Here is an 18,959-nt window from a genome sequence, read left to right as displayed (position 1 = left end):
GTATGAAAAGTGGGAATAGTTTGCTGGTTTGTTTGTTATTCTTTTGCTTGATTGCGGTGAAAGGGTATGGACAAAAACCAATGGCTTTTGATGAGTTTTTTCACGGGAAGATGAAAAAGCATGAGGGAATTTTACCTGTGTATCAAGATTCGGCAAGGGTGTATCTTGAAATTCCGGGGAAGTTGTTAGGTCGGGAAATTGAAATCAGGGCTCAAATAAACAAGGGGTTTGATATGGTGGCACGTCCGCTGGAGAGTTTGGGGGTGGTGTATATACAAAAGGTGGAGAATGATGTTGTTTATTTGCAACGGCGAATTTTTTCGGAACGTGTTTCAAACGAGAAAGACGAGTTGTATGAGGCGTTGAAGAAATCGAATATGCAACCTGTCGATATCATGTATCCGATAAAGGCGTATCCGGCGGATGGGAACGGGTATATTATTGATATTACCGAAATATTGAGGGCCAAGGATGAATGGTTTAAAGTATCCGGTAGGGGGATCAGGGAGCAGAATGCGTCTTTGGCGAAGGTCTTTGGAGTGCATACGTTTCCTGAAGGTGCGAGTTTCACGATACATCGGATGTATGGTTTTGCTCCGGAACAGGTCGTGGCAGGAATGTTAGCCCCAAGAGGTTTTTTGCCATTGGAGATCGGTTGTGTTATCACGGTGTTGCCGGAACAGGGGATGAGAGAACGTTTCGCGGATAAACGAGTCGGGTATAAGGTGGTTAGTTTTTGGGATTATTCTCAAAATCCTTATCGTGCGGTAAGGGATTCCATTATTCAAAAATGGAATCTTGGAATAGCCGAAAAGGATCGGAAAAAGTACCGGCGCGGAGAACCGGTGGAGCCGTTGAATCCGATTGTTTTTCGCGTGGATACTTGCTTCCCGGCTGAATTTGTGCCTTATATAAAAGAGGGAATCCTGGCGTGGAATACAGCATTCGAGAGAGCGGGGTTCAAGCATGTTTTGCAGGTGAAGATGGCAGATGCAAAAACATGTTTAGTTGAACAGCGTGCTGTGATAGCGTATGATTTGGGAGAGGTCGGGATTAAGGCAGGGCATACTTTCCACCCGAAAACGGGGGAGATTTTATCTTGTCGTATTAACCTGGGACATGGTTTCCTTGTAAAGGAATTGTCCCGTTATTTGTTGCAATGCGGAATGGCGGATGCGAGAATCCGGAAAGATCGTTTCCATCCCGGGGTGGCGGGTGAAATAGTGCGGGACAAGGTGATGAAGGCGGTGGGAAACGTGTTGGGGTTGAAAGAAACGAGTGACCGTTTTCCTGTACTCGTCCCGCGAGTCGGTGATTATGATTGTCAGGCGATAGAATGGGGGTATCGGGAGTCTTTACAGGGGAAGGTGCAACCGGAGTATTCGTTCGTGACAAGCGTGAATTTGAGTGCTTTAAAATACAGATTGGAGAATATGCGTTCTCTTTATGAATTATTGGATAGTATCGTGTATCCGGATAAAAAGTATGATTCCGGCAAGAGTATCGCGGAGGTGAACGCGGAGGGCATGAAGTTGTACGAGGAGTATTTAATGCAGGTGGTGGCGCATATAGGCAATGGGGGTACAGCCGATGAACAACATGAGGCTATGGAGGTGTTGAATGAATATCTTTTCAAAGGTGAAAATTATTTCTGTTCGAGATTAATGAAAGAAAATCTGTTGGGAAGGCATCGGGAAGTGTTTATGCAACAAGCAAAGAAGATTTTTCAGAAGTTATTGGCACCGGAGGTTATAAAAGGAGCCGCTGATGCGGAAAGATTGTTGGAGGAATTGGTTTCGATGCTGTTTGGCGATATTGACATGGAGCGTACTGTTTCTCGCGGGCAAATGGATATGCAAGTTTTGTGCGTGGATGTTTTGCTGGAATCGATGGAAAAGATGGAAACCGGGAAAGATTTGTACGTTTTTGTCGTGAAACAGGCATTGCAGGAGCTTGGTGAAAGATTGAATGAATTGAAAGATAAGCATAGGGATAAATCGGTAAGAGTGATAAGTAAGTTACTGCTTTCTCGCGTGGAAAAGAAATTTGTACTTTGAGGCAATCAGTTTGTTGGTGTAACATAAAGAATTTGTGATTTAGGTTATTTTTCTTTACCTTCGAGACGAGAGGTTATTTTGAGGGGAGAGGAAATGTATTAAAGAGTACTTCAAAAACGGATTTGATGAGAGTGGAGTGTATTTTGAGATCATGTATCTCTTTTTATAGAATGTACATGGCTCCTGCGTTGGTCGTGTCTTTCGCTTGCGGGGGAATCATGTATGCGTATAGTATAAAAGCGCCTGCTGTTATAGGAGTAATTATCGTTGCCACGTTTTGGTTTAAGGTGGCGACGATGACGTTTTTCTATTTTGCCATGAAACGGAAAGCGTGGAAGTTTTTTTATTACTACAAGAACGTGGGTGTGTCTGTCCGGTGGTTGTGGAGAATGACTTTGTCGTTTGACTTTCTGACATACGTGGCGGTTTTATTTATCGGTTATTATCTGAGATGATGCATAGACTCGATATAAGTAACCTCCGTTTGGAGTATGGTTTTAGACGTATTTTGTGGGACGTGAGCCTGCATTGCGAGACAGGAAAGGTTGTCGGTTTGTTAGGTCGGAATGGCAGTGGGAAGACGTGTTTGATGAAAGCGGTGTACGGGGAGTTGAAATTGCAGGAACAATACGTGGGGATTGACGGGAGAGTATTGTTGACAAGGGAGAGGAGTCCGGAAGATATGCGTTATCTGCCACAACATCATTTTATTCCTCCCGGGTTGCCCGTGAAACGGGTCTTTAATGATTTTGGCGTGGATTTTGATCGGTTTGCAGTAGATTTTCCCGAGTTTGGGAAAACTTATCAAAGGAGGATACAAACATTTTCCTCGGGGGAACGGAGAATTATAGAGGTGTACGTGGTGTTGGCTTCCGTTTCCACGTTTTGTATACTGGATGAGCCTTTTTCTTTTTTAATGCCGTTACACGTGCAGAAAATAAAGGAGATTATTTGTCGGGAGAAAGTGACGAAAGGTATAATGATTACCGATCATTATTTTGAGGACGTGATAGATATTAGTGACGAGTTGTTTATCTTGCAGGGCGGAAAAACGTGGAGGGTGCAGGAACGAGCAGATTTGGAATTGTTGGAATATATAAAAGATACGGATGGAATTCAAAATAGACGAACAGACGCAGAATGATCTTGAGCTATTCAAGGACGCATGGGGACGGGAAAGTATTTTTTCTTGTTTCGATTATGCTCAATCGGATGGAGCCAGTGCGTGCATGAAGGATTTGTTTGAAAATCCATTGGCGGATGCGTGGGCTATTCGTGACCGGGTAGAGGCTATTGTTTATTTGCAGCGTTTGCCTTTCTTCGTGGAAATTCGGAAAGAGGAGTTGAGTTTTATCGAAATATACCTGCAACAAAATGATGTACCCTGTCAAAATGTGTTTCGGTTGACGAGTCGTGCCGTGGCAGGGTGGGTAAAGCCGGACAATGATTGTTATGTGCGTTAGCGAGCGGTGCCTTATCTTGGACGGTTGATTCACGAGTTGTCTGTTTTTATGAATGATATACCGAGGGATAGAGCGCCAAAAATCGTGCGGGATATGAAAGAGCGGGTGGAGGGAGTGCTCGGGCGTCCCGGGATGCGCTATCTGGCTAACCAGAAACGAGATTCGTTTTGGACGAGGGAGAAACTGGACCTTTATTTTCGAGGGAAGGAGGCAGATGGGGTGCGGATGATATTGGATACGTTGTATATGTTAGAGGCTTTACGGGTCATAGGGAACGTGGCGAAGGAGAAAGGACTAGTTTTTCCGGTGTTTGTCGAGGAAAGCAGGAAAATTGAGATTGAGGGGTTGTTCCATCTTTTTCTGTCCGATCCGGTTAGGAACGACGTGCGGGTGGATGATGGGCGCCATTTGTGTTTCCTGACGGGACCCAATATGGCGGGGAAGTCTACTTACATGAAAGCTTTTAGTGTGGCGGTGTATCTGGCTCATTGCGGTTTTCCCGTTCCGGCACGAAGAATGGAACTGTCGTTATTTCGCGGTTTATTCACGACGATTAATTTGTCGGATAACTTGGCGTTGGGGTATAGCCACTATTATAACGAGGTCGCTCGGGTGAAGTACGTGGTGGAGCAGGTGCGAGACTTGGGAGATGTGGTGGTTGTGTTTGATGAGTTGTTTCGGGGAACGAACGTGAAGGATGCTTATGATGCTTCGCTGGCAGTTGTGGACGGGTTGGCGAGGTTTGGGCGTGGGGTGTTTATGATTTCCTCGCATATTGTCGAGGTGGCTGAAGCGTTGAAGTGGAAGGCATCCGTAGCTTTCCGGTTTTTCGAGATTGATATGGGAACGGGGGAGCCCCGTTACACGTATTGCTTACGGGAGGGGGTTTCTGATGAAAGGATCGGGATGTATATTTTGAGGAAGGCTAGGGTGGTGGATTTGATAGAGGGGTTGGCGGAGGGCAACACGAGATTACAGAAAAAAAGCATTAATTAGTGCGCTATATTTTGCTATCGTGAGAATATTTACTATTTTTGCGTCAAAGAAATGTTTCTTCGGGGCAGGGTGCAACTCCCTACCGGCGGTAATAGTCCGCGACTCCCTTTCGAGGGACTGATTCAGTGAAATTCTGAAACCGACGGTTAAAGTCCGGATGATAGAAGAGATGTTTAGTTGTAATTGATATTATATTAATACAATATAAATATGTGCCCCGAATGTGTATGCATTCGGGGCATTTTGTTTTTTAGAAAGGAGAACACGTATGGTGAAACAGGAAGATTTGGAGTACATGAGGCGGGCAATAGCACTTGCCGAGCGAGGAGCGGGATTCGTGAATCCGAACCCGATGGTGGGTGCCGTGATCGTGAAGGGGGGAAAGGTGATTGGTGAAGGATGGCACGAGCGTTATGGGGAGTGGCACGCGGAACGGAACGCGTTTAAGAATTGCACGGGAGATGCCCAGGGCGCCACGATGTATGTGACCTTGGAACCTTGTTGCCATCATGGTAAGACTCCGCCTTGCACGGATGCGATCATCGAGCACGGGATAGCCCGGGTGTTTGTCGGGATATGTGACCCGAATCCATTGGTGGCAGGTAAGGGTATTGCTTTGTTGAGAGAAGCGGGGATCGAGGTTTTCGTGGGAATGGAAGACGAGGCGATTCGGGAACAGAATAAGGTATTTTTGAAATATATATCAACCCGGCGACCGTGGGTGGCATTGAAGACAGCGATGACGCTGGACGGGAAAATTGCCACGTGGTCGGGTGATTCGAAATGGATCACGGGAACGGAGGCCCGGGCGTATGTCCACGAGTTGCGCCATCGCCTGATGGCAGTGATGGTGGGTATCGGTACAGCCGTGGCGGATGATCCTTTATTGAATTGCCGGATTGAAGGACGGGGAGTGCGCCAGCCGATACGGGTTATCGTGGATAGTAATGCCCGGTTAGGGTTGGAAAGCCAGCTGGTAAAAACGGCAAGAGAGTATCGGACGATCGTGGCTCATACGCGTTTTGCAGTGGAAGAGAAATTGGAGGCTTTACGGAAAGCCGGAGTGGAAACTTTGTATTGCGAGGAGAAGGTGGGACTGGTTGACGTAGACAATTTGCTCGTGTCGCTCGGGCAGATGGGGGTTGATTCCATTTTGTTGGAAGGCGGGGGAAGTTTGAATTATTCTTTCCTGTCGGGAGGCTTCACGGATGAAGTTTATGCTTTCATCGCCCCGAAAATCGTGGGTGGCGAGAAAGCCAAAACTCCGGTTGAAGGTATCGGTATTGACAAAATGGCTGATGCGATTACCCTGGAGCGGACGGATGTGTTGAGCTTGGGGCAAGACTTACTTGTGAAGTTTCGAGTTTAAAATTTAAAGTTTAGAATGAAAGGTATTCAATTTCCAATTTTCAATTGTATATCATGTTTACAGGAATAATAGAAGAAATAGGAACAATAAAAGGAATTAAGCGAGGCAACCGGAGCGTGGTGCTGGAGGTGAAGGCGAAGAAGGTGTTGGAGGATTTGAAGGTGGGGGATAGTATTGCCACGAACGGGGTTTGTCTGACGGTGACTTCCTTCAGCGGTGGTAGCTTTTGCGCGGACGTGATGCCTGAGACGATGCAACGCAGTAATTTGGGCGGGTTGCATGCGGGTGATCCGGTGAATCTGGAAAGAGCGTTGAGCCTGAATGGAAGGTTGGGAGGTCATATCGTGTCGGGACACGTCGATGGTATGGGAAAGATCGTGGGGAGAGAGAAAGACGAGAATGCTATATGGGTGACGATAGCTACTTCTGCCGATTTGTTGCGGTATATCGTGGAGAAAGGGTCGATCACGATCGACGGAATTAGTTTGACGGTGGTGGCGGTGACGGATAGCGGTTTTACCGTGTCGATCATCCCGCACACGCAAGATGAAACGACCTTGGTGAAGAAGCAGGTTGGTGACGATGTGAACCTGGAGAATGATGTGATTGCCAAGTACGTGGAGAAGTTGATGCGTCCGGCGGCACCCGCGGAGCTTAAAGGCGGGTTAACGTTGGATTTTTTGTTGGCAAATGGTTTTTGAAAATTTAAAATAAAAAATAAAGATATGGAAGATTTCAAGTTTAGTACGATTGAAGAAGCGGTTGCAGATTTGAGAGCGGGAAAGATGATTATCGCGGTGGACGATCCGGACCGGGAGAACGAGGGGGATTTGATTTGTGCGGCGGAGTTTGCCACGTTGGAGAACGTGAATTTTATGGCGTCTTACGCTAAGGGTTTGATTTGTATGCCGATGAGTAAGGCTTTGACGACGAAGTTGGGATTGGAGCAGATGGTGGCAACGAACACGGATAACCATTGCACGGCTTTCACGGTGTCTATTGACCACGTGGATACGACGACTGGTATTTCGGCTCTGGAACGTTCTGTTACGGCAATGAAAGCTGTGGAGGATGATGCCAAACCGTCCGATTTCCGTCGCCCGGGGCATATGTTCCCGTTGGAGGCAAAGCCGGGAGGCGTATTGGAACGTATGGGACACACGGAGGCTACCGTGGATTTGATGCGGATTGCCAAGTTGAAGGAATGCGGGTTGTGCTGCGAGATCATGCGGGAGGACGGGACGATGATGCGAACCCCGGAGTTAAAGGAGTTCGCGAAGGCACACGGGATGAAGATGATCACCGTGTCGGATTTGATTACTTATCGTCGGCGGACAGAGATTCTGGTGGAGCGAGTGACCGAGGCGGATATGCCCACGAAATACGGTTATTTCAAGGCTTACGGGTACGTGAACAAGATTAACGGGGAGCATCACGTGGCTTTGGTGAAAGGCGACGTGACGGATGGTGAGCCTGTTTTGTGCCGGGTACATTCGGAGTGTTTGACGGGCGACGTGTTCGGTTCTTTGCGTTGTGATTGCGGCGATCAGCTTGCTGAGGCGATGCGGAGAATCGCTGAACGCGGACGGGGCGTGTTGTTGTACATGCGCCAAGAAGGACGCGGAATTGGGTTGATAAACAAGTTGAAAGCTTATCATTTGCAGGACGAGGGGATGGATACGGTGGATGCTAACCTGGCTTTGGGCTTTAAAGCCGATTTGCGGGAGTATGGTACCGGAGCGGAGATTCTCGCCGATTTAGGGGTGAAGAAGATGGTGCTGATGACGAATAACCCGTTGAAGATTAACGGGCTGATGGGATACGGCATCGAGATCGTGGGACGTGAGCCGATCGAGATGACGTGCAACGAGAAGAATGAATTTTACATGTACACGAAGTACAAGAAGATGGGACACATCCTTCACGTGCGTGAACGTGATGAGGTGGAAAGATTGAAAGAAGAATTGGAAAATAAACAATAAATATAAAGAACATGAATTTACTCGAAGGAAAATTATTAGCAGAAGGACAACGTATCGGTATTGTTGCCGGACGTTTTAACGAGTTTATTACCAGTAAATTGTTAGGCGGAGCGGTAGACGCTTTCAAGCGTCACGGTGGTGACGAGGCGAATATTGATTTGGCATGGGTGCCGGGTGCATTTGAGATCCCGCTGGTAGCAAAGAAAATGGCAGAAACGAAAAAATATGATGCCGTGATTTGTTTGGGTGCAGTGATCCGTGGAGCTACCCCTCATTTCGACATGGTGGCAAACGAAGCAACCAAAGGCATCGCTAACGTGGGATTGCAAACCGGGGTGCCGATTATCTTCGGTGTCCTGACGACTGACACGATAGAGCAGGCTGTTGAAAGAGCCGGAACAAAAGCCGGAAACAAAGGTTTCGAGGCAGTAACCACGGCTATCGAGATGATTAATTTGCTGAAGCAGATTTAAAAGGTTCATAAGGTTTATAAAGTTTATAAGGTCTGTAAGGTCATAAGTGACTTTATGAACCTTATAAACTATTTTTTTCGGAAAAGACAAAACAATAGTTCGGGGTAATTGGCGAAACGAAGGCGGAGTTGTTGTATGCCTTTACGTAGTAATGTTTTCACGGTATTGATGGAGATATGCAATTCGTTGGCAACCTCCTGGTATTTCATTCTCTTACTGAAAATGCAGACGATGATGCGTTGGGTTTGTGTTGGGAGAAGGGATAGTTCTTTTTGTACATCTTGGAAAACTTTTTCATCGTATTGTATTGTTTCTTCGAAAAATATGTCTTGCTTGATGATGTCAATATTGTGTTGTACAACATTTTTTTTCTCTAACCGGTCGAGGCAGGCATTACGGACAGAGTTAAAGAGATAGGACTTGACGGCTTTTTCTTCGGTGAAGTAATTGTTGTGTTTCTCCCAAAAATGCATAAATATATCCTGAACAACGTCTTCGCTATCTTCTCGTGTATGCAGAAACGTCAAGGCGTAAAGATGGAGTTGCTTGGCGTATTTGTTGAATAGATAATTTATGTCATTGTTTGAAAACGCAGGGTTCATGTCTTAAATATTTGTGACCAAAATTAAGTTGTCCGTCCGAATAATGCAAGGAAATGTTTAGTTATGTTATCGTTTCACTCTTTTTTTATTCCAATGTTGCTGTAATTTTTTACGGTTAATTCTTTTTGGGCTTTACTCTGAAGCTTGAGTGGGATAAAAATTTTTGAAAAAAATAGAAAAATGAGTCACCCGTTTTCGGCTTTTCCCGTTTTTGTTGTAAAATCTTAATACATGAATAAATTGACAGATCATATTGTGGAACAAATCATCGCTTTTTATTTGGAAAGACTTTCCGAAGAAGAAAGAGGTGAATTGGAAACTTGGGTAAACGAGAGCACGGAGCACCGGGATATTTTCCGGAAGGTGTTGCGGGTGTGCCATCGATTGCAGTTAGTCATGATGGATGAAGAGGCGAAGCATATACGTGAATTGGTGTTGAGGGAATGTTGTAACCGTTCCCGGGGAAAACGTCGGCGTGTATTGCATTGGCTCGGTTACGCGGCCATGCTTGTGGTGATGGTAGGGGGCGGTCTGGTGTATTATTGGACGACGCGAGTGATGGAAAACACGAATGCGGGGCAACAAGTTTGTGTGTCGGGGGTGAAATCCGGAGAGCGGGTGGCTGTATTACAACTGGCTTCCGGTTCCGAGATCGTTTTATGCGAGGATAGTTCTTTGGAAGTGGATTTGGGGGAGGGGATGGTATTTCAGCAGGATTCCGTGTTGTCTGTCGATTCCTTGGGAACGGGAGAGAAGGTAGTGTTGGCGGATACGGCAATGAATATTGTGCGGGTACCGAAAGGGGGGGAGTATAAATTGACGTTGGCGGATGGCACTTCCGTGTGGTTGAATTCCGGGTCGGCAATGCGTTTCCCCGCTCGTTTTTCGGGAAAACAACGGGAGATTTATTTGGAAGGGGAGGCTTTTTTTCAAGTGAAAGCCGATACAGCTTATCCTTTTATCGTGAGGACCGGGGGAACGGAGATCCGGGTTTTGGGAACTTCGTTCAACGTGATGAATTATGTGGATGAGGCACGGGTGGAAGTTGCCTTGTTGACCGGGAAGGTGGATTTCAGGGATTCTTTGATGGAAGAAGGTTTGAAAATGATGCCGGGCGATGTGGTTCGTATGAACAAGGATGATCGGAAGATGACGGTTACCCGGGAGGACGTTGCTTTGGTCGCAGCTTGGCGGGAGGGGTATTTCTATTTCGATAATATGCCGATGGAAGAGTTAGTCGTGAAATTGGCACGTTGGTATCAGGTCGATTTTCTTTTTGCCACGGAGAAGGCAAAGCGGATGTGTTTCACGGGTGCGGTAAAAAAACACGAACCCTTGAAAGAGGTGTTGGATCTTATCGAGAAAACGGGTGATGTCCGATTTATTGATTTGGGTGGTAAAATTAAAATATATCAAAAATAAAACCCGGAAAGTGGTTGCGACACGTTCCGGGAGTGAGTTAACCGTAATTTTTATTAATTAATTCGTTTACAAAGTTATGAATAAAAAACGAAAAATGTTGCTTGTCGTGCGCGACAAGTTGGAAAAAAGTTGCTTGGTGATGAGGTCAAGCCTTTTATTGTTGTTCGTTTTCTTTGCCGGATTGATGGCGCATGCCCAAGAGGTAAAGAAAACAATAACGCTTTCGGGTGAATATTCCGTGAAGGAAATATTTGCCGAAATCAAAAAGCAGGCGAATTACACCGTGGTGTACAATAATGAACGCCTCGACGTGGGGCGCCGCCTGAAGGTGGATTTCAAGGCTGCAACTTTGAATGCAGTTATGGATAAGGTGTTGGAGGGGACAGGTTTGGCTTATGCTTTCGAGAAAGAATTTATCGTTTTATCCAAGAAGAAAGAAACGAAAGAGGTGAACCTTGTAGAGGTTAAGGGAAAGGTCGTGGATGAAAAAGGGGAACCCATCGCGGGTGCTACTATTGTTGTTTACGGGACTTCGCAGGGGGTGGCTACGGATGCTGACGGACGTTATACCTTGCGGATGGTTCCGGATGGCGTGATTGAAGTTTCTTTTATCGGTTACAAGAAAGAAACCATTCCTTTAAAGGGAAAGACCATCATGAACGTTACCCTGCAACCGACTTCCGAGAATATCGAGGAGGTGCAAGTCGTGGCGTTCGGAGCCCAGAAGAAGGAAAGCGTGGTGTCTGCAATCACCACGATCCGCCCGATGGATTTGAAATCATCCAGTTCCGACCTTACTTCCCAGTTAACCGGTAAGATCGCCGGTATCATCGGTTGGCAAACCGGCGGACTACCCGGGGCGTTGACCGAGGAAGAGATGAACACGAAATTCTATATCCGGGGTATCAGTTCTTCCAGCGGTGTTTCGGAGCCTTTGGTGTTGATCGACGGGGTGGAATCTTCCCGTTTGGACTTGGCTCGTATGGCACCCGAGGACATCGAGAGCTTTTCCGTCTTGAAAGATGCTTCCGCTACCGCCATGTACGGAGCCCGCGGTGCCAACGGGGTCATCCTCGTTACCACGAAGAAAGGTGAAGCTGGAAGCGTTTACACCTCCGTGCGTTACGAGGCGGTGTGGTCCATGCCCACCGATAATATCGATGTCGTTGACCCGCAAACGTATATGCGAATGTACAACGAGGCGTTGTTGAGCCGTAACCCGAAGGCTAGCCCTGCCTATTCCCTGACGAAAATCGAGCGTACGGGCGATCCCCGTTACCCGTCTTGGGTGTATCCTGCCAATGATTGGTATGATATCCTGTTCAAGAACTTTTCCGTGAATCATCGTGCGGGTATCAATGTGCGGGGTGGTTCCAACGTGATGCAGTATTATGCTTCCGTGAACTACACGTACGATTCCGGTATGTTGAAAACGGACCGGTTGAACCAGTTCGACGTGAACATCAGCAATTCCACGGTCGCTTCCCGTATCAATTTGAACGTGAATTTAAATGCCGGAATACAATTGTTGGTAAACACCTCCTTTAACGTGGACCAGTATCACGGGCCGGCGCAGGATGTGACTGCTGCTTACTCTTTGGCGTTTAATGCTTCACCGGTGAATTTCGCTCCCATGTACCCGGCAGACAAAGCGACCAGTTGGCCGCACTTGCGTTTCGGGTTGAGCCCCGGACAAGATGTTGCTAACCCTTACGCCTTGGTACAGCAGGGGTATAAAGACCGCGGACGTTTTTCCCTTACCTCCCGTGCCGAATATATTCACAATCTGTCATCTTTGCTCAGGGGATTGGAATTGCGGGCAAGCGTGTCTTACTCTAAAACTTCTAATGAAGAAACGTCGTATTCGACCATGCCCTTTTACTATTATCTTGATGTCGATGGAGGAGCTTACAATTTCGAAACGGGAGAGCATACTTTGGTGGCGACTCCAGGAAGTAGGACTGGTCGAAGGACTGTGGAACTTCAGAATAGTAATGCGTCCACCACGTCGAAATGGGTGTACGAGGGGCGTTTGCAGCACACGGCTGCTTGGGCGGATCACCAGACTTCGTTGATCGCCGTGTTCCAAGCGATGCAATCCAGTTCTACTCCGAATAAAGATTTGTTCTCCAGTATCGAGCATCGTAATCTTTCGTTCTCCATGCGCGGTAGTTACGGATTCAAGGACCGTTACTTCTTAGAGAGCAGTTTCGGGTATAACGGTTCCGAGCGGTTCACCAAGAACAACCGCATGGGATTTTTCCCTTCCGTGGGTGGAGCTTGGGTGATCTCGAAAGAGAATTTCATGCAGGGAGTCAGCCAGCAAGTATCATTCCTGAAATTGCGGGCATCCTGGGGAAAAGTCGGGAACGACGGTATCATCGCAACGCCCCGTTTTGTCTATATGCCACAGATTGGAGATACCGGTATTGGTGCCGGTCCTTTCCCGGAACCCGGAATCAATCAATCGTTTAGCCGTAAGCAAATCGTGAATTACGGGGACCCGGACGTGAAGTGGGAGATCTCCGAGCAAATCAACTTGGGGCTGGAAACCCGTTTCTTCAAGGATTTGTTGGAGTTGAACGTGGATATGTACCAGGAGATCCGGCACAATATCATCGAACGCCGCACGGTGATCCCGGCGAGTATGGGTATCGAGATCGCTCCTTTGGACAACATGGGTAAGGTGCGTGCCCGGGGAATCGATTTGGCGGCTAAAATACAGCATTCGTTCTCCCCGGATTTCTGGGTGATTTTGAATGGAACGTTCACCTACAACAAAGCTGTTTATAAAGAGTTGGAAGAGGCCACGGACAAACCGCGTTACCAGTGGAAAAAAGGTCACGAACTGTCGCAGCAGATCGGTTATATTGCGGAAGGGTTGTTCCATGACCAGGCAGAGATCGACAATGCGCCCGACCAACCGGGAGCCCACCCAGGGGATATCCGTTACCGGGACGTGAACGGGGACGGCTCCATCGACGTGGAGGACGCCGTGCACATCGGTTTCCCGGAAACCCCGCGGATTGTTTACGGGTTTAGCGGTTTCATCAATTACAAGAACTGGGAATTCAACTTTGCTTTCCAGGGTTCCGGAAACCGGGGATTCTTTATGAACCCGAGTGCGCTCTCGCCGTTCACGAATGACCATGCCATGTTGAAGAAGATTTACGATAGCCACTGGACCCAGGAGAATATGGCGGATCGCCCCTTCTGGCCCCGCCTCTCCACGCAGGATATTTCCGTGAACAACCCGCAGGAGGGATGGGGTGTGGATGCCAAAAGCGTGGAAACCCGCAAGTCGACCTATTTCATGCGGGAGTGCAGTTTTTTGCGGTGTACTTCTTTGGAGTTGGCGTACAACCTGCCGGTGAATCTGAAAACCAAATTGCGGTTGCAGAACGTGAAGTTTTTCGTGCGGGCGAACAATCCGTTCGTGATTTCCAATTTCGACTTGTGGGATGTGGAATTGGGTGAAAACGGATTCAATTACCCGATACAGAAGACCTATGCGGTGGGTGTTAATGTTAGTTTTTAAATAAATACGATAATAAGATGAGAAAACAAATAGTAAGTGTATTGTTGTCTTTGTTCTTGTTTACCGGTTGCGATAGCTGGCTGGATATTGTTCCCGAGGAGGATATGACAACGATAGATACGGACTTTGAAACACGGGGTGATGCACAGTTTTGGTTAAGAAGTTGTTACACGTTTTTACAGAGAGCTGTTGCCTGCGTGGAGAAAAATGAATTTGTTGTCGGTTGTGACGAGACGGTGTATGGTTCCTACCTGTTTGATACTGGCGAGTTTCCGGGCATATACATCGCGACCGGCCTGCAAAATTCGGTGAATCCTTATGCCGACAGGTGGATTGCAAAAGAGATTAATAGCCAAGGAGAAGGGCGTTCGGATTATTACACGGCAATTAATCTATGTAATATTTTTATCAGCAAAATAGACCAGGTGTATAACATGGACCGCAAGGAGAAAGCGGAGTGGAAAGCCGAAGTGCAAGCCGTTAAAGCGTATTATTATTTTGAATTGATCCGCCATTACGGTCCCATTGTGCTTATGGACGATAATATCGACCCGAATGCAAGCATTGATGTGCTGAAACAACCCCGCAGCCATGTGGATTCTTGTTTCGCTTCCGTGGTGCGGCTTTGTGACGAGGCGGCGCAGGTTTTGCCTTCTTTTAATGAGCAGGAAAATGATCTCCATGCTTATTTTAGTAAAGAGGCGGCGTTGGCGTTGAAGGCGCGGGCGTTGCTTTACCAAGCCTCCCCGCTTTTTAACGGGAATCCGGATTACGCGGCGTTTACCAACAAAAACGGGAAACCGCTTTTTAGTGCAACGGTGGACAAGGAGAAATGGAAACGTGCTGCGGAAGCCGCGGAAGAGGCCATTGCAGCTTGCCGGCAAGGAAACAAGCATCTTGTGGATAATTTGGCGGGAAAGACGGATTTACAGACCCACATGCTGAATGTTGAAAATTCTATCGCGACCTATAATTTTACCAGTGATGAGGTGTTGTGGATGGTGAAAAATTGGGGAGGAGAAAGCAATTCCATGTGGAGTTGGACATTGCCTAATTTGAATTCAGACCCCAATCATCGTTTGAGTGGAACGGTAATCAGCCCGAGTTTGAAGATGGTTGAGATGTTCTATACGGCGAATGGTTTGCCCTTGGAGCAAGACCCCACTTATTCGAGCAACTGGTATTCCTTGACCCAAGAATCGGATCCCGCTTACACGGATGTGGTGGCGTTGAACGAGGACATTTTGTTATTGCACACGAAACGGGAACCCCGTTTTTATGCCTCCATCGCGGCAGACCGTTGTTATTGGCGTTTGGGAGCAAGAGATAACCAGAACTATAAAGTGACCGCCTACCAAGGGGAAGATTTTGGGTTAAAATCCAAACGGTTGACTTCACTCGTGCCCGAGAACTTAAGCGGTTACTGGATCAAGAAATGGAGTTCCTCCAAAGCCGATTTGTTTAATTATAAAAGTGGCGTCGCAGCTTTGGGTGAAAGTCCTTTCCCGATGATGCGTGTTGCCGAGTTGTATTTAATAGCCGCGGAAGCGTGGAACGAATACGAGGGACCGGGCAAGAATGCTTACGACAACTTGAATGTTGTTCGTAAACGTGCCGGAATCCCGGACGTGGAGGAATCTTGGGAAATGGCAAGAGATAAAGGCAAATACAAACGACAAGACGGTCTGCGGGAGATCATTCAGCGGGAGTGGAATATTGAGTTTGCCTTCGAGGGCTATCGTTTCTGGAATGTCCGTCGGTGGAAAACGGCCCCGATGGAGTTGAACGATAAATTGTACGGTTGGAACGTAGCCGGCAACACGGCTCAAAAATTTTATAATGGCGGGCGCCCCATCGTGGTGAAATCGGATAATAAATTTGTTGCCCCGCGGGATTATTTCTGGCCTATCCGGAGCGAGGAGGTGCTGATTTCCGGTTGCAGACAAAATTTAGGTTGGTAATGTTGATAAACAAAGTAAAAATGTAACATGATGATACGAAAATTATTTTTTGCATTCTTGATGATGGCTTGCCTGGGAGCTTGTAACGACGATGACGATTCGCGTTTTGGCGTTCCCACCGAATTCCGGGATATCAAGTTCAAACCCATCCCGGGAGGGGCTGTGATGCGTTACTATTTGCCGGACCAGAAGGATATTTTCGGTGTGCAGGTGCGCTATACCGATGCCTGGGGCGAAAAGCAAGTAAAAAATGCTACTTACCTGTCCGATTCGCTTGTTCTGGACGGATTCACGGAAGCGCAAGCTGCTGTGCCGGCGCAGGTTACTTTTTTCAACCGGGATATGGAGGAATCCGAACCGATGGAGGTGACTTTCAGTACGGAGAAATCCGCCACGGTTGCCGTTTTTGACGAGTTGGTCGTAAATCCATACTGGGGAGGATTTAACGTGATTTACGATGCTCCATATATGGTGAACGGGATGATTCACGTGTTTTACATCGGGACCAATCCCCTGAAGCATGAGCCGGATTCCATTTTGGTGTCCAGCATTCCGATTTCCGAAGGAGGGGATACGTTGAATTTTGTGCTGCAACAAAGTATGGATTTCGTGGATGTGGTCGTGAGAACCGATTCATATAGCGGTAAATTCGTGAAACAACGGATTATTGAAAAGTTGCCTTGCTTGAGTATGGATACTTTACGAGGGATCGATTTCGATTTGCAATTCACGGGAACCATCGTGGAGAATGAAGAGTACCAGTTTGGGATGCAATATCTCTCGGATGGGGATAAGCAAGGGGTTAACTACTGGACTAATCTTCGAAATGGAGATGCAGAAAAGTATTCGACTTTTATGGCTGGACCGGAAGCCTTTTGGGATGCGGAAGAGCCCGAGCAGAACCGTTTTATCGTGGATTTGAGGGAACCTAAAGTGCCAGCTGCAATAAATTTGTATGCTTTTTTGTATTATAAAGGCAAGTATGCATACCAATGGATAGATGACCCATATTTGGTTGAATTGTGGGATGGCAGTTATGCTTCGCGATTGCCATCGAAAGTGAAGATTTACGGGACGAACGAGGATCCCAAAACGGTATCGTTAAGCTCTTGTACGCTTTTGCATGATGTGAATTCGGGAAAAGAATTTACGGAATCCTGGGCCCATCTCACGGACGAGTATTCTAGTGAAAATATCAACATTTGGGGATACTCAGGCAGTTGGAAAAATAAAACGAAGAAAGAGATCGAAGCCGCCGATCCGGTCGTGTTGCACATGTTGTGCAATTATTCCGGTGAAAAATACCGGTATTTGATAATGATTGTGGAAGATTCATTTATCGGAAGGTGGGGGTCGGCAAAGAACATTCGCCAATATATTACGATTAACGAGTTGGAAGTATGCGTGAAAGAGGAAAATAAATGACAGAAAGACGTGTTATGAAAAATAAATTGTACTATATAATTTGCTTGCTCGCGACTTGGGTGGTCGTGGGATGCGAGGACTTGGAGGATACATACGACGAGTTCACGGGTGACGGTCGTATCCGTTATTTGGGAAAGTGCATGAACGTGGAGATGCACCCCGGCTGGAACCGGATACGGGTGATTTGGGAAAACAATACCGATGCCGCCGTTAAATACACGAAAATTACCTGGCAATCGGAGAAGGAAAATCGGCCTTTCGTACAATTCTTGGAACGGAAAGCCGTTACTTCCGAGAGTGATTTGCTGGATACCGTCTACTTGGAGAATCTGCAAGACGCTCTTTACTCGGTGACGGTAAGTAACGTGACAGCCGATACTAGTATGGAGTCCATCGTGGAAACTCGATTCGTGCGTCCTTATACGGTAGAACACGAGGGATTGCGTTCGTTTAGCCGGGGAATTACAAATTTTTATCCCCTGGGTGATAAATTGGCGGTCGTGCTGGATGAGGATAGCGAATATTTGGAAAAGATGATATTCCATTTCTGGGGAACGGATGGAAAAGAACACGAGTGGGACATCCAGAAAGGGATGCACGAGTCTCTAAGTAACGGGGAGAGGAATTATATGCAACTGATTCCCGTGGAAGAGGGACTCGGCATTGATTTCACGAAACCGATGACCGTGAAGAGGAAGGGGCGTCTTCCTGAATGCATAGACGAGATTACTTTCGTACCGGAAGAATTGTCTTTGGATGAACATTCCATGTTCGCCTCATTCATGGGGTGGTTGACCAAGAATTTCGGACCCCAGTGGGAAACATCGGATGTGTTGAGCGACCTTGAAACGGTGGAATTTGATTACAATATGACTACCTTCCAGGATTTGTTGTATTTACCGAATTTGAAAAAGGTAGTTTTGGGTAAAAATCGGTTCATGATGGCGGATCACGCAGACGAGAATTTGAGTAAGACGGATACGTACAAGGGGTTGATGACTTTGCAGTTCTTGAAAGATACCCGCCCGGAATTTACCGTGGAATGCTATAATAACCATTATTTCGATGCATACACCAAGAAAATTCTGGAAAGGGATGGGAAAATATCCCCGGATTTGATCCAAGTACCTGCGGGTTCCAATTTGGACTTGATGCCTCAAGTGGAGTTACTGGAAACGGACGGTTGGTCAGCCACTTGTTCCGATGAACTTTACAATGATAATAAAGACGGAGCCGGTTGGTTGTTGGACGGAGATGCCGCTACCTCTTTTGAACCGGGACGAACCGTGGGGGCTTCTGTTTTTGAAGTCAAGATAGATATGAAAGAAGCTAAAACGTTGCACGGCTTCAAGGTACAACAGCCTTATCCCGGTACGACCAAGGATTTAGTTTATTTGTTGTCCTCGATACAGATTGAGGTTTCCGAGAATGGTTACGAGTGGAAGCCGGCAACTTACGAGAGTGGTGGAATCACCATCGGAAATGCCATGGGAGAAATTACCTTTATCCAGATACCGGAGGAGTTGCAATCCAGAGCTGTTCGCCATATCCGCTTGACGATGGCAAACCGCTACGTGGATAAAACGAATGACGGTACGTCTCTATTTAGCTTACGTTTAGGAGATTTTATGCCTTATTAAAATTTTGAATCAGATAGAGGGTCGGGGGGAG

General features: G+C 47.0%; 15 protein-coding genes and 1 riboswitch. Of the genes, 14 read left to right on the top strand and 1 reads right to left on the bottom strand.

Translation table 11 applies throughout. From position 1 onward, the window contains the following. Nucleotides 1-2: 2 nt before the first annotated feature. The 9 genes from A3CY_RS0107635 (at nt 3) to ribH (ending at nt 8,340) form a co-directional block, all read left to right on the top strand. The gene (locus A3CY_RS0107635) at nt 3-2,057 is read left to right on the top strand and encodes a DUF5117 and DUF5118 domain-containing protein (protein WP_018337323.1); all 2,055 of its coding nucleotides are present in this window, start codon (nt 3-5) and stop codon (nt 2,055-2,057) included. Between the two features lie 176 nt (nt 2,058-2,233). Next, nucleotides 2,234-2,512 (top strand): hypothetical protein, encoded by a 279-nt coding sequence (locus A3CY_RS0107630; protein ID WP_018337322.1) that lies wholly within the window; start codon nt 2,234-2,236, stop codon nt 2,510-2,512. Continuing rightward, entirely contained in the window at nt 2,509-3,201 is a 693-nt protein-coding gene (locus tag A3CY_RS20495; protein WP_051082688.1) for an ATP-binding cassette domain-containing protein, read from the top strand. Before A3CY_RS0107630 ends, A3CY_RS20495 begins: the two co-directional genes overlap by 4 nt. Beyond that, the gene (locus tag A3CY_RS0107620; RefSeq protein ID WP_018337320.1) at nt 3,167-3,520 is read left to right on the top strand and encodes a hypothetical protein; all 354 of its coding nucleotides are present in this window, start codon (nt 3,167-3,169) and stop codon (nt 3,518-3,520) included. Before A3CY_RS20495 ends, A3CY_RS0107620 begins: the two co-directional genes overlap by 35 nt. A gap of 48 nt (nt 3,521-3,568) precedes the next feature. After that, nucleotides 3,569-4,516: a MutS-related protein gene (locus A3CY_RS20490; protein ID WP_155828213.1), complete on the top strand. Its 948-nt coding sequence runs from the start codon at nt 3,569-3,571 to the stop codon at nt 4,514-4,516. A gap of 51 nt (nt 4,517-4,567) precedes the next feature. Then, nucleotides 4,568-4,689, top strand: a riboswitch (FMN riboswitch). 95 nt (nt 4,690-4,784) lie between these two features. Beyond that, nucleotides 4,785-5,885, top strand: a complete 1,101-nt coding sequence (gene ribD / locus A3CY_RS0107610) for a bifunctional diaminohydroxyphosphoribosylaminopyrimidine deaminase/5-amino-6-(5-phosphoribosylamino)uracil reductase RibD (protein ID WP_018337318.1) — start codon at nt 4,785-4,787, stop codon at nt 5,883-5,885. A gap of 53 nt (nt 5,886-5,938) precedes the next feature. Beyond that, complete coding sequence (locus A3CY_RS0107605) at nt 5,939-6,586, top strand: riboflavin synthase (protein ID WP_018337317.1); 648 nt, start codon at nt 5,939-5,941, stop codon at nt 6,584-6,586. A gap of 24 nt (nt 6,587-6,610) precedes the next feature. Then, on the top strand, nt 6,611-7,867 hold the full coding sequence (locus tag A3CY_RS0107600) for a bifunctional 3,4-dihydroxy-2-butanone-4-phosphate synthase/GTP cyclohydrolase II (protein WP_018337316.1): 1,257 nt from the start codon (nt 6,611-6,613) through the stop codon (nt 7,865-7,867). 11 nt (nt 7,868-7,878) lie between these two features. Next, a complete protein-coding gene (gene ribH, locus A3CY_RS0107595; protein ID WP_018337315.1) occupies nt 7,879-8,340 on the top strand; it encodes a 6,7-dimethyl-8-ribityllumazine synthase in 462 nt (153 codons plus the stop codon). Between the two features lie 68 nt (nt 8,341-8,408). On the opposite strand, the gene A3CY_RS20485 is transcribed toward ribH, so the two are convergent. Beyond that, nucleotides 8,409-8,942, bottom strand: coding sequence for an RNA polymerase sigma factor (locus A3CY_RS20485; protein ID WP_018337314.1), 534 nt, complete (start codon nt 8,940-8,942; stop codon nt 8,409-8,411). Nucleotides 8,943-9,173: 231 nt separating this feature from the next. On the opposite strand from A3CY_RS20485, the gene A3CY_RS0107585 reads away from it, so the two are divergent. The 5 genes from A3CY_RS0107585 (at nt 9,174) to A3CY_RS0107565 (ending at nt 18,928) form a co-directional block, all read left to right on the top strand. Beyond that, the gene (locus A3CY_RS0107585) at nt 9,174-10,364 is read left to right on the top strand and encodes a FecR family protein (protein ID WP_018337313.1); all 1,191 of its coding nucleotides are present in this window, start codon (nt 9,174-9,176) and stop codon (nt 10,362-10,364) included. Nucleotides 10,365-10,440: 76 nt separating this feature from the next. Further along, nucleotides 10,441-13,902 carry a TonB-dependent receptor gene (locus A3CY_RS0107580; RefSeq protein WP_071595966.1) on the top strand — a complete coding sequence of 1,154 codons (3,462 nt, stop codon included), beginning with the start codon at nt 10,441-10,443 and terminating at the stop codon, nt 13,900-13,902. 17 nt (nt 13,903-13,919) lie between these two features. Continuing rightward, nucleotides 13,920-15,863, top strand: coding sequence for a RagB/SusD family nutrient uptake outer membrane protein (locus tag A3CY_RS0107575; RefSeq protein ID WP_018337311.1), 1,944 nt, complete (start codon nt 13,920-13,922; stop codon nt 15,861-15,863). 30 nt (nt 15,864-15,893) lie between these two features. Next, on the top strand, nt 15,894-17,288 hold the full coding sequence (locus A3CY_RS0107570) for a DUF4959 domain-containing protein (protein WP_018337310.1): 1,395 nt from the start codon (nt 15,894-15,896) through the stop codon (nt 17,286-17,288). A 14-nt stretch (nt 17,289-17,302) separates the two neighbouring features. Then, nucleotides 17,303-18,928, top strand: a complete 1,626-nt coding sequence (locus A3CY_RS0107565; RefSeq protein WP_169503582.1) for a DUF4998 domain-containing protein — start codon at nt 17,303-17,305, stop codon at nt 18,926-18,928. Nucleotides 18,929-18,959: the final 31 nt, after the last annotated feature.

The organism is Butyricimonas synergistica DSM 23225 (assembly GCF_000379665.1).
In the GTDB taxonomy this organism is placed as follows: Bacteria; Bacteroidota; Bacteroidia; order Bacteroidales; family Marinifilaceae; genus Butyricimonas; species Butyricimonas synergistica.
This window is presented reverse-complemented; position numbering and strand designations above follow the sequence as displayed.